This window comes from Acinetobacter sp. LoGeW2-3, assembly GCF_002688565.1.
Taxonomy (GTDB): domain Bacteria; phylum Pseudomonadota; class Gammaproteobacteria; order Pseudomonadales; family Moraxellaceae; genus Acinetobacter.
The window spans coordinates 2,923,920-2,937,724 of the sequence record NZ_CP024011.1 but is presented as its reverse complement, the minus strand read 5'-3'; the positions used below and the strand labels follow the sequence as shown (position 1 = coordinate 2,937,724).

General features: G+C 42.6%; 13 protein-coding genes. 6 read left to right on the top strand and 7 right to left on the bottom strand.

Translation table 11 applies throughout. The features are described from left to right. Positions 1-379: 379 nt before the first annotated feature. From BS636_RS14275 to BS636_RS14255, 5 genes are all read right to left on the bottom strand, one after another. Complete coding sequence (locus BS636_RS14275) at positions 380-1,258, bottom strand: DUF3426 domain-containing protein (protein WP_099339383.1); 879 nt, start codon at positions 1,256-1,258, stop codon at positions 380-382. A gap of 14 nt (positions 1,259-1,272) precedes the next feature. Then, positions 1,273-2,175 (bottom strand): 50S ribosomal protein L11 methyltransferase, encoded by a 903-nt coding sequence (prmA, locus tag BS636_RS14270; RefSeq protein WP_099339382.1) that lies wholly within the window; start codon positions 2,173-2,175, stop codon positions 1,273-1,275. A 134-nt stretch (positions 2,176-2,309) separates the two neighbouring features. After that, positions 2,310-3,197 carry a bile acid:sodium symporter family protein gene (locus BS636_RS14265; protein ID WP_099339381.1) on the bottom strand — a complete coding sequence of 296 codons (888 nt, stop codon included), beginning with the start codon at positions 3,195-3,197 and terminating at the stop codon, positions 2,310-2,312. Between the two features lie 82 nt (positions 3,198-3,279). Continuing rightward, positions 3,280-4,170 carry a bile acid:sodium symporter family protein gene (locus BS636_RS14260; RefSeq protein ID WP_099339380.1) on the bottom strand — a complete coding sequence of 297 codons (891 nt, stop codon included), beginning with the start codon at positions 4,168-4,170 and terminating at the stop codon, positions 3,280-3,282. Between the two features lie 126 nt (positions 4,171-4,296). Further along, complete coding sequence (locus BS636_RS14255) at positions 4,297-4,641, bottom strand: hypothetical protein (protein ID WP_099339379.1); 345 nt, start codon at positions 4,639-4,641, stop codon at positions 4,297-4,299. Between the two features lie 265 nt (positions 4,642-4,906). Here BS636_RS14255 and mnmG point away from each other — a divergent pair, with 265 nt between their 5' ends. Both mnmG and BS636_RS14245 read left to right on the top strand, forming a co-directional pair. Further along, positions 4,907-6,787 (top strand): tRNA uridine-5-carboxymethylaminomethyl(34) synthesis enzyme MnmG, encoded by a 1,881-nt coding sequence (mnmG, locus tag BS636_RS14250; protein WP_099339679.1) that lies wholly within the window; start codon positions 4,907-4,909, stop codon positions 6,785-6,787. Positions 6,788-6,991: 204 nt separating this feature from the next. Continuing rightward, on the top strand, positions 6,992-7,318 hold the full coding sequence (locus BS636_RS14245; RefSeq protein ID WP_099339378.1) for a hypothetical protein: 327 nt from the start codon (positions 6,992-6,994) through the stop codon (positions 7,316-7,318). 61 nt (positions 7,319-7,379) lie between these two features. Here BS636_RS14245 and glnG read toward each other — a convergent pair whose 3' ends face one another. Both glnG and glnL read right to left on the bottom strand, forming a co-directional pair. Next, positions 7,380-8,852: a nitrogen regulation protein NR(I) gene (gene glnG, locus BS636_RS14240; RefSeq protein WP_071320556.1), complete on the bottom strand. Its 1,473-nt coding sequence runs from the start codon at positions 8,850-8,852 to the stop codon at positions 7,380-7,382. Continuing rightward, positions 8,839-9,948 (bottom strand): nitrogen regulation protein NR(II), encoded by a 1,110-nt coding sequence (gene glnL / locus BS636_RS14235; protein ID WP_099339377.1) that lies wholly within the window; start codon positions 9,946-9,948, stop codon positions 8,839-8,841. Before glnL ends, glnG begins: the two co-directional genes overlap by 14 nt. A gap of 351 nt (positions 9,949-10,299) precedes the next feature. Between glnL and rimO the strand changes: the two genes are divergently transcribed. The 4 genes from rimO (at position 10,300) to uppS (ending at position 13,804) form a co-directional block, all read left to right on the top strand. Beyond that, on the top strand, positions 10,300-11,643 hold the full coding sequence (rimO, locus tag BS636_RS14230; RefSeq protein WP_099339376.1) for a 30S ribosomal protein S12 methylthiotransferase RimO: 1,344 nt from the start codon (positions 10,300-10,302) through the stop codon (positions 11,641-11,643). Between the two features lie 39 nt (positions 11,644-11,682). Further along, complete coding sequence (gene pyrH, locus BS636_RS14225; RefSeq protein WP_004812647.1) at positions 11,683-12,411, top strand: UMP kinase; 729 nt, start codon at positions 11,683-11,685, stop codon at positions 12,409-12,411. A 78-nt stretch (positions 12,412-12,489) separates the two neighbouring features. Continuing rightward, the gene (frr, locus tag BS636_RS14220) at positions 12,490-13,044 is read left to right on the top strand and encodes a ribosome recycling factor (protein ID WP_099339375.1); all 555 of its coding nucleotides are present in this window, start codon (positions 12,490-12,492) and stop codon (positions 13,042-13,044) included. Positions 13,045-13,051: 7 nt separating this feature from the next. Next, the gene (gene uppS / locus BS636_RS14215; RefSeq protein WP_099339374.1) at positions 13,052-13,804 is read left to right on the top strand and encodes a polyprenyl diphosphate synthase; all 753 of its coding nucleotides are present in this window, start codon (positions 13,052-13,054) and stop codon (positions 13,802-13,804) included. Position 13,805: the final 1 nt, after the last annotated feature.

The window sequence follows — 13,805 nt, the reverse complement described above, 5'->3', positions numbered from 1 at the left end:
ATATCACTTGGGTAAAGCGATATATAAAAGTGGTCTAGAAATTGAAATGAACTCCATTTTAGATCCTAAAACTGGAGTTCTAAAACTTGGTCATTACATTGAGCTTAGTAGCTTGCCACATCTGTGCGAATTGGTCGAAAAATAAGCGTAACAATAGTTAAATTTTTGTTACTGGCCAAAATTAACACAAAAAAATCTGCTCGATACGCATTAATGAATAAGCGCATTAGGCAAGACTGTATTTTTAGTGAAAAAGTCGCGAGGAGTTGGCAGCACATAGCTTTCGTGGCGCGTATAATACCATTGTCTAGGCAAAAGTGAGCAAGAAAACTGCATTTTTTTTAGTTTTTTTTTGTTTTTTTAATAGTTTTTTTCAATATTATGGGCGAATTATTTCTAAAGTATAACTATCGAAACTTTTTCGCTCGACTGGAACCTTAAAGTCAAATTTAAAAGGACTATTTTGGGGAATGCGTTCAATGCGGACTAAACTTTCAATCAGGTATTCAGAAGGTGAAAGTGTATAAGAAGCTGTAATGACACCATTGTCTTTTAAATCCAGACGTAAAATTGGCATGGCCAGACTGCGGTCATGATAATTGATCAGTTCACCTGTGAACTGGGTTTGCTTTGAATCTAGGGCAATGATCTTAACCTTCTTGGTATTAATCAGATTGTAATGTTCTTCCATATTGGAACAGTTGAATACATCACACACTGCATTAAATGCGGTACCCATCACATGACTATTCTTTAAGTATTGTGGGTTAAACCAGAAAAACTGGAATACCAATACAGCAAGTAATAGTACATTGATTGCTGTCCAGCCAGCGTATTGCACTACAGAGCGCGAGCTTTTGTCATCCGTATCTTCATCCCAGTTCATGGTTGGTAGGGCACTGATCGGCTCGGTACTAAAGTAATTCAGGTTATTTAGATAGGTTTTCAGGTCAATATTCGAGTTTTCGACCTTTTCATCAAAAATATGTAGCAGGTTGTTCAGACGTGAAGAAATTTTGCTGTTATATAAGTCGGCATCAAATTCTGAAGCACCTTGCACTGTATTAAGCGATTCAACAGTGGCTTCAGGCGTGGTATTGGTGGCTGAAGCCTGAGGTTCAGTCACCAGATGAGAAAGTGCATTAAATGACGTGGTGCATTTGGGACAACAAACCATACCCTGAGCAATAGTTAACTGAGCAACCGTTACTTTGTAGATTGTGGAACAAGTCGGGCAGAGGGTTCGTTTGTTACTCATACATTTACGCTTTTTTAGTCCTTATGGCGTTTACCTGAAATACGGCACCAGTATTCATCTCGTTTTTCGACTTCTAATATATCAAAATGATTAGAGTAAATGCTAGTAACATCAGCAACTTGCTCTTCAATCACCCCAGCAAGTGCGAACTCACCCTCAGCTTTTACCAATTCTGCGAAGTGTGGCTCAAGCATCATCAGTGGACCTGCCAGGATATTGGCAACAAAGACGTCAGCTTTAATCGGGCCAAGTTCTTCATTGAACTCTTCAGGCAAGCCTACATAGAGTCGATCAAGCACACCATTCAGTTCAGCATTTTGTTGAGTTGCTAATACTGCTTGTGGATCGATATCTGTTGCATATGCTTTTTTCGCGCCAAGTAGCAGAGCAGCCACAGCCAAAATGCCTGAACCACAGCCATAATCGATCACGATCTTGTCTTTGACATCGGTTTTGCCTAGCCATTGCAGGCATAGGAAAGTCGACGCATGGTTACCTGTACCGAAAGCTAAACCTGGATCAAGCTTGATATTCACCGCGTCTGATTCAGGTGCTTTCATCCATTCCGGTACGATCCAGAACTTGTCAGAAATCTGAATTGGCTCGTAAGTATCCATCCAGGTACGTTCCCAAGCCTGATCTTCCAGGAACTCATGACGGATTGGTGCTTCAGGCATTTGTGCACGAATAAAGGTTTCGAGTGCATCAACATCGATCTCTTCGCCTTCTTCTTGTGCATAAATACCGGTAACAATCACTTTATTCCACAACGGTGTTTCACCCGGAAGTGGTTCAAGTAAATCCTGATTTTCAGCATCATCTAGGGTCACGCTCACCGCACCCAGCGAGCTGAGTAATGTTTCAGTGAAATCAACCTGAGCCTGATCAACCGTAATATGAATTTGTAACCACTTCACAGAAATAACCTTATGTATATCTTTTCAAAAAGCTATTGTAACGGAAGTTCCGGTTTTTGTGCGGCTTGATTGCTGTGCGGGTGTAAATAAAAAAAGGATGCCTAAGACATCCTTTAAAAAGGGCTAAATTTTATCTAATCGATATTTGTCAGTGGTTTTTGTACCTGTAGCGGTGCTAGTCGATTCAATAAGGTTCCAAAAAATGCCGCAAAGATATACATAAAAATAGAATAAACCGCAGCTGGCATCGCTACCGCTGAGCTGCCTATGACAGTTAAAGCAATGGTCATGGCGAGCGTACTATTATGAATACCAATTTCAAAGGCGCTAGCGCGTGCTTGAGCACTATTAATGTTAAGCATTCGTGGTACCAGATAGCCGATGCCGAGACTAAGTATGCAGAATAAGGCAGTCGCTAGACCCACTTGAGTCAGGTATTCACTAATATTAGCGCGCTCCTTCACAATCGTTGCCACAATAATGAGTACCAGGAAGGTAACAGCAAAAATCCGCAGTGGTCGGTTTAATTTTGCTGTGATACCCGGTGCATAATGACGAATCAACATACCGATTCCCACTGGAATCAGGATAATTGCAAAGACTTGCAAGATTTTGCCAAACTGAAGGCCGATTTGCTGGCTATCCTGCATAAAGTGCATGATCGAAAAGTTGATAATTAAAGGCAGGGTAATCGCTGCAATGACTGAGTTGATTGCGGTCAGGGTGATATTTAGCGCCAGATCACCTTTGAACAGATAACTAAACAGGTTGGCTGTGGCTCCACCTGGGGAAGCCGCTAAGAGCATCAAGCCGACCGAGAGTAGTGGTGGTAAAGCTAATAGCTTACATAGTGCAAAGGCGATTCCGACCAGAATAATCAGCTGGCAGAAAAGCGCGATCAGTACGGCCTTGGGATGTTTAGTTACACGGCTAAAGTCACGCGGGGTGAGTTCTAACCCAAGCCCCATCATGATGATTGCAAGTGCCAACGGCAATAATATAGTTATAAAGCCAGAATCCATCTGTATGCTCCTTATTTGACTGTCTTTTTTTATCTATTTTTCAGTCCAGCATACAGAGGAAAGTTTGGTTTACATAGCGCAGTTACAAATCTGATAAACGCTGTTTGGATTCCTGATAAGTGATTCGCTGACGGCTTAGGAAAATGCCAAATAAAGTCGCAAAAGTGTACATGATGATCGTATAGATGCCCGCAGGGATGGCAATGGTATTATTGCCTAATACAGAAATAGCGACGGTGATAGCGACAGCCGTATTATGGATCCCTACCTCAAAGGTGCAGGCACGTGCCTGACGGTCTGGAATACCAAGCAACAAAGGCAAGCAATAACCAATAAACAGGCTAGAAAAACCGAAAATAACAGTTGCGACTCCGATGCTGCTGAAATACTCCAGCAGGTTGTAACGTTCCCGAATTACTGCAAATACAAAGAATGCAATCAGGCAGCTAATTGCGAAAACACGCATTGGCCGGCTGATAGTGATCGTGAGTTTTGGGAATTTGGCACGTAATGCCATACCTAATAGAACTGGAACTAAAATAACTAAGAACAGCTGCACCATTTTCATGGCGGGCATGGTGATGGGCTCATCATTACTCAGGAAGAATTGTAAGGACAGATTAACAATAAAAGGCAGTGTGAAGATTGTTATAAAGGTATTAAGGGTGGTCAGGGTGAAGTTAAGGGCTAAATCACCTTTATATAGGTAACTGAAGAGATTGGCTGTCGGGCCACCTGGAGAAGCTGCAAGCAACATTAAACCTACGGCCAGTAGCGGCGGTAAGTTCAGTACGATACAGATCAGAAAGGCTAGGCTGGTCAGCAAGATCAGCTGAGTAAATAAGGCAATAAAGATCACCTTAGGATAATTAAATACGCGAATAAAATCCTTGACGCGTAATTCGAGTCCTAACCCCATCATTAATATTGCCAGTAGTACCGGCAATAAAAAGACAAAAAATACCGAATCCATACAATGTCCTTTTTATTATTGGATCTTCAGTTTTAAATTCAGTTTAACTTAAATTATTAAATAATCAATAGAAAATGGGCAAAACCTAAGTTTTGCCCATTTATTAGCCTGGTGCTTTTTAAAGATTTATTTAGGTCGAGGTGGGGCAAAGCCTAGAGCACATTTACCACTCACTTCCTGACCATTAATGGTGGTTGTGGTATTTCCAGAAGCTTCCTGACAAGCGCTATAGATTTCTGCTTCATCGCCCATTAAGCCAGTTTTGGAGTTAGAGAAAAACTGCGGTTCACAGGTTCCGTTCCAGATGATGCCACGATGAGCAAAAGTTACGGCATCGCCAGCAGATTTGCCTTTACAGACTTTCTGATACAGATCCGGATTATAAATTTTGGCAACTTTATCATTCGCAGTTGCCATACCTGTAACTGATAGTGCACCGAGTATTATTGAAAATAATATTTTCTTATCCATGTGTTTCACCTTTTTTCTTCGCGAGCGTCAAAGTTACATCTTAGAAAATACACAGCTGCACACAATTGAAATCAGGTAACAAATACAAGCTCTATGTATTGATTTATCGATGTTTTGCTAACAAATGAAAGATTAAGTGACAATTAATAATGTTTATAAAAATGGGTTCGGTCTTCAATGAATTAATTCCACTGAATTTGTCAACTTTGGAGCGAAGTTTGCTATAATGTTCAGCTATCCTTTTTCTATCTCTCTATTTACCACTATGCACTATCCTAAAGTATACGATGTCATTGTTATCGGTGGCGGTCACGCAGGTACGGAAGCAGCATTGGCTGCAGCACGTATGGGTCGACAGACTTTACTCTTAACTCACAACATTGAGACTTTAGGGCAGATGAGCTGTAACCCGGCCATCGGTGGTATTGGTAAATCGCACTTAGTACGTGAAATTGATGCCTTAGGCGGTGCCATGGCACTTGCTGCTGATAAAGGTGGTATCCAGTTCCGTATCCTGAACTCACGTAAAGGTGCTGCGGTACGTGCAACACGTGCGCAGGCGGATCGTGTACGCTATAAAGCGGCGATTCGTGAGACTTTAGAAAATCAAGCGAACCTGGATATTTTTCAGCAAGCGGCAGATGACCTGATTGTTGAAGGCGATACCGTTAAAGGTGTAGTGACCCAAATGGGTATTCGCTTTGATGCGAAAACTGTGGTGTTAACTGCTGGTACCTTCTTAGGTGGTGTGATTCACATCGGTCTAAACAATGCTTCAGGTGGTCGTGCCGGTGATCCTCCATCAATTTCATTGGCACATCGTTTACGTGAATTAAACTTGCCTGTAGGTCGTTTAAAAACGGGTACGCCACCACGTATTGATGCGCGTTCAGTAGATTTCTCTGTGATGACACCACAGCCGGGTGATTTTCCATCTCCAACCATGTCATTCATGGGTGATGCATCCATGCATCCAGAGCAAGTAAACTGCTATATCACGCATACCAATGAACGTACCCATGATATTATCCGTGGCGGTTTAGACCGTTCACCAATGTACACAGGTGTGATTGAAGGTGTAGGTCCACGTTACTGCCCATCGATTGAAGACAAAATTCATAAATTTGCTGATAAAGACTCACATCAAGTATTCCTTGAGCCTGAAGGTCTGGATACGCATGAGCTTTATCCAAATGGTATTTCTACTTCATTGCCATTTGATGTTCAGTTTGAATTAGTACGCTCAATCCGTGGTATGGAGAATGCACACATTCTTCGTCCAGGTTATGCAATTGAGTACGATTATTTCAACCCCCAAGCGTTGAAATTCACACTTGAAACTAAAGCGATCAATAACTTGTATTTTGCTGGTCAGATCAATGGTACAACAGGTTATGAAGAAGCGGGTGCTCAAGGTTTGCTTGCAGGTCTGAACGCTGCACGCCGTGCATGGGATCAAGAACAATGGACACCAAAACGTGATGAAGCGTACATGGGTGTGCTGGTTGATGACCTGATTACTTTGGGTACCAAAGAACCGTACCGTATGTTTACTTCACGTGCGGAATATCGTTTGATGCTGCGTGAAGACAATGCGGATCAACGTTTAACACCAATTGGACGTGAAATGGGTCTGGTAGATGATGAACGTTGGGCAGCTTACTGTGAAAAAATGGAAGCTGTAGAGAAAGAAACAGGTCGTTTGCAACACCTTTGGGCTGCGCCAAACAACTCAATGGGTAAAAAGTTCGTGGAAATGACTGGTGCTGATCTTTCTAAAGAATGTTCTGCGATTGATTTGCTGAAACGTCCAAACATTACATTTGCTCAAATTGCTGAATTGACTGGTTCTGAAGTTTCAGCACAAGTTGGTGATCAGATTGAGATTGCGGTGAAATACGAAGGTTATATCAACCGTCAGCATCAAGACGTGGCACAAATGAAACGTCTGGAAGAAACCAAGATTCCTGCTGATTTTGATTACGATGTGGTATCTGGTCTTTCTCGTGAAATCACATTGAAGTTAAAAGATATTCGTCCTGAAACACTTGCTCAAGCAAGTCGTATTCCGGGTGTAACACCAGCAGCAGTTCAATTGGTGATGATTACTATTCGTAAGAATGCTCAAGCGAAAAAATCTGCTTAAGATTTTAAAGTAATAAAAAAACCCGCTGAGTGCGGGTTTTTTATGGCAAATTATTTTTATGAAAGTTGTGTGGTGGGATTTATTTTACTTATAAGTAGACCGCTGCCTGACCCTCTCCTAAAAGGAGAGAGAAAGTCATAATGATTAGATTTCATATTCAATCGTTTGTTAAAATAATGAAAGTCCTGAATTTAGACATTAAAGATGCCATATCAACTTGTAGAACTCGACATCCAAGCCACTGACAATATCGCTTGCCCACATTGCTATCAAGAGATTATTAATTGGCAAGAAGAACAATATATCCAGCCATGTGAGCATACTTTGTTTATTGCCATGGATATTGGCTTTGAATATATCACTGATGAGTTTGAGCAGACCATGCAGCATACAGTTGATGATTTGCATGCGAATGATGACCAGCTAAATATGTTTGCAGAACTAACAGCAAGTACTTATCCGGAATTTATCATCTTAAAGTCTGATCTGGGTGTGGAAGGTTATTCACGTTACATCGGACTTACTGCTTAAATCTCAAAATGAAAAAAGCGCCAAATCAATTGGCGCTTTTTTTAAATGCTAACTATAAAAATTAACCTTCAACTTCTTCTTCGACGTCATCATCAGCACTGTCCATGCCTAGCTCTTTCAGCTTACGGGTAAGGGTATTACGACCCCAGCCAAGTAGCTCAGCTGCATGGCGTTTACGGCCACGGGTTTGCTGAAGTGCAGCATTGATCAGTGTGCGCTCAAACATTGGTGTTGCAATGTCCAGAATCTTCATCTCGCCATTTTTCAGCTTTTGAATCGCCCATTGATTGAGTAACTCATCCCAATGATGTGGTGCAACCTGATTCAGATTTGGAATTGGTGCGCCGTTGTCTTGCTGAATTGGAATCTGTTTCAATTCAGGTGGTAAGTCTTCAGGATAGACTTCACGACCTGTGATCATCACAGTTAACCAGCGACAGGTGTTTTCTAGCTGACGTACATTCCCTTGCCAAGGCAGCTTCTGCATATATTCCTGAGTTTCAGGACGCAGAATCTTCGGATTGACACCGAGTTCTTTTCCTGCACGCGCCAGGAAGTGCTGCGCCAGCATTGGGATATCTTCAGAACGATGTGCCAGTTTCGGAATATGAATACGGATCACATTCAGACGGTGATATAAGTCTTCACGGAAGCGGCCATCATGCACCAGCTTTTCCAGATCCTGATGCGTTGCTGCCACGATTCGCACATCAACTTTTACCGGAATATGACCGCCGACACGGTAGAACTCACCATCTGCCAATACACGTAGTAAACGTGTCTGGGTTTCAAATGGCATATCACCAATTTCATCCAGGAACAGCGTGCCGCCATTAGCCTGTTCGAAACGGCCTTGACGTTGTGTATTCGCGCCTGTGAAAGCACCTTTCTCATGACCGAATAATTCAGTCTCGATCAGGTCTTTTGGAATTGCCGCCATGTTCAATGCAATAAACGGCTTATTGCTACGTGGTGAATGGCGGTGCAGGGCATGAGCTACCAGTTCTTTACCGGTACCTGATTCACCATTAATCAGCACTGTGATATGCGACTGAGACAAACGGCCAATGGCACGGAAAACTTCCTGCATCGCAGGTGATTCACCGATTATTTCAGTCGATTGAATCGTAGGCGCTGCTTTCGCAGATTCCTGCTGTTGTAATTTGGTGATGTGCAGGATGGCACGATTTACCAATGCTAGCGCTTCATCAATATCGAAGGGTTTTGGCAAATACTCAAATGCACCCGTCTGATAACTCGACACTGCAGATTCTAGATCCGAGTGCGCTGTCATAATAATGACAGGCAGATCAGGATTGGTATTTTTCACTTTACCCAAAAAGGTCAGACCGTCGATACCCGGCATACGGATATCGGTCAGGATCACATCTGGTGCATCCACACCCAACTGATCAAGTGCTGACTGGGCTTCTTCAAAACTGGTGACGTCGAAACCTTCTTCTTTGAATGTTTTTTCTAGTACCCAACGCATGGCACGATCGTCATCAATCACCCATATTTTATTTCGCGACATGATCTGACTCCCAAGGTAAAAATAAGCTAAATACGGTTTTTCCTGGAACTGACTGGCATTCAATCATTCCGTTATGTTGGTGCATTATATTTTGAGCAATACTGAGGCCCAGGCCGGTTCCTTTGGCGCGGCTGGTCACAAGTGGGTAGAAAACGGCTTCAATAATATCGTCTGGAACGCCCGGACCATTGTCTTCAATGTCAATACGTACTACTGAGCGATGTATTACGCCATTAATGGTATATAAACGCTGGATCCGGGTTCTTAACACCAGTTCAGGCTGATGCTCGACAAAGAAATCTTTATTTTCAGTCATCGCCTGAACTGCATTGACGCAGATGTTTAGCATGACTTGAATCAGTTGATCCCGGTCTGCCAAAACTTCTGGTAAGGACAAGTCATAGTCCCGGGTGATTTTAATTTTCTTTTTGGTCTGATTTACAATCAGTGAGCGGACACGTTCTAGCGGCTCATGCACATTGACCATTTCATAACTTGGTAATTGACGCGATCCCAGCATACTATCCGCCAGATTTCTCAGGCGATCTACTTCACTGATAATGATGTCGGTAAATTCTTTATATTTTGGATCATCTAGGCTACGTGCTAGAAGCTGTGTTGCACCACGAATACCACCAAGCGGGTTTTTAATTTCGTGTGCGACACCGCGAATCAACTGGCGAGCGACCTGATGTTGCTGGATATAGTTTTCTTCACGCGAGATTTTCAGCATGCGGTCACGCTGATTTAGTTCAATCAGGAGTAAAGGATGGTGAGGTTTGCCTGCATTGAGTAGAGAAACCGTGTAATCCACATGAATATCTTTAAAGTTGACGATAATCGTCGCCTCACGGCGAGTATAGGGTTGTCCAGTATGCAGCGTGTTATACAGCGATTCTTCAGTATTGAACTCATCTGTAGGTGCTTGCAGGATGTTTAATACTGGTGTGCCAGACGCGCGTAACAAGCTGATATCAAACATTGCCTCGCAGGCAGTATTCAAATAATAGATATTCAGGTTGCTATCAACTAGCATGACAGCAGTGGTCAGGTTGTCCACCAGAAGGCGATAGTCGATGGAAAGGGGCTGATCCATTAGCGGTGGTTTTCCTGTATTAAAATAGCGCAATGGCATCTTCATAAAGCAAAATTTAAAGTCTTAAGTTCTCATTTGATGCACATTAAGCAAAATGCACGCCAACTTTTTAAATAATCCCTAAATTATTGCAATGAAATAGAAGTGGAGTCATGAAGATGCATGATTCACTAATGGTATAGCTGATAAAAAACAGTGTGTAAATCATAAATGTTCAATTTTGGTGCGTGTATAATTATATTGAATATTTTATGGCTTTATTTTGGTGCTTGATGTAATCAGTCGCCATTTCAACTGTTTTTATGTTTCGAAAAGACATACAATACGCGCATTCTAGTGGAGCGCAGATTCATGAAGTCCCCCAAAGTCGGTTTTGTTTCTTTAGGTTGTCCTAAGGCATTGGTAGATTCTGAACGAATTTTAACTCAGTTGAAAACTGAAGGTTATGATGTCGCATCGGATTATGACGGTGCTGATTTAGTAGTTGTAAACACCTGTGGTTTTATTGAATCTGCAGTACAAGAGTCTCTAGACGCCATCGGTGAAGCGATGAGCTCGAATGGTCGTGTTATCGTAACAGGTTGTCTAGGTAAAGACGAAGACAAGATTCGCCAAATGCACCCAAATGTCCTGAAAGTGACAGGTGCTGCGGCATATGAAGAAGTCATGGATGCGGTGCATGAATATGTCCCTGAACCGCCAAAACACAATCCATTTATTGATTTAGTCCCTGAGCAAGGCATTCGTCTTACTCCGAAACACTATGCGTACTTGAAAATATCAGAAGGCTGTAACCACCGTTGTACTTTCTGCATTATCCCAAGCATGCGTGGTGATTTAGTATCGCGTCCAGTCGGTTCTGTGCTTGAAGAAGCTGCAGCGCTAAAACGTGCTGGTGTCAAAGAAGTACTCGTGATCTCCCAAGATACTTCTGCTTATGGTGTAGATACCAAATACAAGCTGGATTTCTGGAACGGCCAGCCAGTTAAAACCAAATTCTATGACATGTGTGAAGCACTGGGTCAGTTAGGCATCTGGGTGCGTCTGCACTATGTCTACCCATATCCACATGTGGATGCAGTCATTGACCTGATGGCACAAGGCAAAACTCTGCCTTATCTGGATATTCCATTCCAGCACGCAAGCCCTAAAGTATTGAAGCTGATGAAGCGTCCTGCGCACAGTGAAAATACATTAGAGCGTCTGAAAGTATGGCGTGAAAAATGTCCTGAGCTGGTGATCCGTTCGACATTCGTGGTGGGCTTCCCAGGCGAAACCGAAGAAGACTTCCAAATACTACTGGACTGGTTGCAAGAAGCTCAGCTGGATCGCGTGGGTTGCTTCACCTATTCACCAGTTGAAGGTGCAGCGGCGAACGATTTGCCAGATCACGTGCCAGAAGAAATCAAGCAAGAACGTTATGAACGCTTCATGCAAGTTCAGCAAGCGATCTCAGCAGCGAAACTGCAAAAACGTATCGGTCAGAAGATGACTGTGCTAGTCGATGATCTGGAAGAAGAATTCCCAGTTGCTGTGGCGCGTTCTTATGCTGATGCACCAGAGATTGATGGTAATGTATTTGTTGAAGATATAGACAAGAGCCTGATTAAGACAGGTGATTTGCTTGAAGTCGAAATTACCGATGCAGACGAATATGACTTGTTTGCAAAACTGATTTCGATTAAATCAGCTTAATACTTAGATAAAATTAATGAAATAATTTGGAGTTTGATGATGTTGGATTCTAAAAAGCCGCGTTTTGGCCGTATTTTGCTGAAACTTTCAGGTGAAGCGCTTGCTGGTAACAAGGACATGGGTATTGATGCGCCAATCCTTGACCAGATGTCTTTAGCAATTGCGCACTTGGTCGGTTTGGGTGTTCAGGTTGGTATTGTTGTTGGTGGCGGTAACTTGTACCGTGGTAGCCAATTGCAAAAAGATGGTCTGGTTGGTCGTGTAACCGGTGACCAAATGGGTATGCTGGCAACTGTGATGAACGGTCTGGCGCTACGTGATGCACTGGTACGTCGTAACATCAAGACACGTTTACTATCAGCACTGCCAATTGGCACAGTTGTAGAATCTTATTCAAGCCGTGATGCAATTCGTCACCTGACTCGTGGTGAAGTTTGTGTATTCGTTGCAGGTACAGGTAACCCATTCTTCACAACTGATACAGCAGCTTGCTTGCGCGGTATTGAAATCGAAGCAGACCTGATTCTGAAAGCTACCAAGGTTGATGGTGTTTACAACAAAGACCCAAGCAAATTCGAAGATGCAGTAAAATACGAAACACTAACCTTTGACCAAGTGCTTGATGAAAAACTAGGTGTGATGGATTTAACAGCAATCTGCCTATGCCGTGACCACAACGTGCCATTACAAGTATTCGATATGAACAAGTCTGGTGCTTTATTGTCCGTTGTTATGGGTGAAAAAGAGGGTACTCACGTCACCAATTAATGACGTGAGCCTTCAAGCCATTTATACTAGTCACAAATTTAGCTATTACATTTTTTAGAATTAAGTAAGGAAGATCATATGATTAACGATCTTAAAAAAGACGCAGAAGACCGTATGAACAAGTCACTTGACTCGTTAGAGCATGGTTTTGCAAAAGTTCGTACGGGACGTGCGCATCCATCGATTCTGAACGGTGTCATGGTTCCTTACTATGGCTCTGACGTGCCATTGAACCAGGTTGCCAACGTCGGTGTTGAAGATTCACGTACATTGCTGGTTCAACCATTTGAACGTTCAATGGTTGCGGCAATCGATAAAGCGATCCGTGAATCGGATTTGGGCCTTAACCCGATTACTGCTGATGCAATCCGTGTACCAATGGCTGCATTGACTGAAGAAACACGTCGTGATATGCAAAAAGTTGCACGTAACGAAGCAGAAAACGCAAAAGTTGCAATCCGTAACATCCGTCGTGATGTATTGGGCGACATCAAAGCTTTATTGAAAGAGAAAGAAATTTCTGAAGATGAAGAGCGTCGTGCTTCTGATGAAATCCAGAAAGTTACAGATAAATATGTTGCTGAAGTTGACAAACGTTTAGCTGCAAAAGAAGCTGAATTGATGAAGGTCTAATTCATCAATGACCGTTACTGAAGAAAGTCCCCGTCTTCCAAAACATGTTGCCATCATCATGGATGGCAACAACCGTTTTGCCAAAAAAAATCAGATGCAAAAAGGTGAAGGACACCGTGAAGGTAAAAGCGTCCTTGACCCGATTGTAGAACACTGTAGAAAAAGAAATATCCAGGCTTTAACTGTATTTGCCTTTTCTAGTGAAAACTGGAATCGTCCGCAGTTTGAAGTGGATCTGCTCATGCGATTGCTTGAAGACACAATCAATGAACAGCTACCGCGTATGGAAAAATTCAATATTGCATTGCGCTTTATCGGCGACCGTAGTCGTTTATCTCCTGAACTGCAAGCTTTAATGTTGCATGCGGAGGAAAGGACTGCTAAGTTCGATAGCATGACGCTCACAATTGCCATTAGTTATGGTGGTATGTGGGATATGGCGCAGGCTGCGAAGCGAATTGCCGCGGATGTTTTAACAAATAAATTAGAACTTGATGCAATTGATACTGATGTCTTTGGTCAATATGTAAGCCTTAGTGATTTACCGCCTGTGGATCTGTTAATCCGTACCGGTGGTGATTTCCGTTTATCCAACTTTCTGCTCTGGCAGGCGGCTTATGCGGAACTGTATTTCACTGAGACCTTGTGGCCAGAATTTACCACAGAAGAATTAGATGATGCGTTTGCCGTATTTGGTGGACGTGAACGTCGGTTTGGTAAGACCTCAGAGCAGATTCAGCAAGAAAAACTTGAGAATTAAT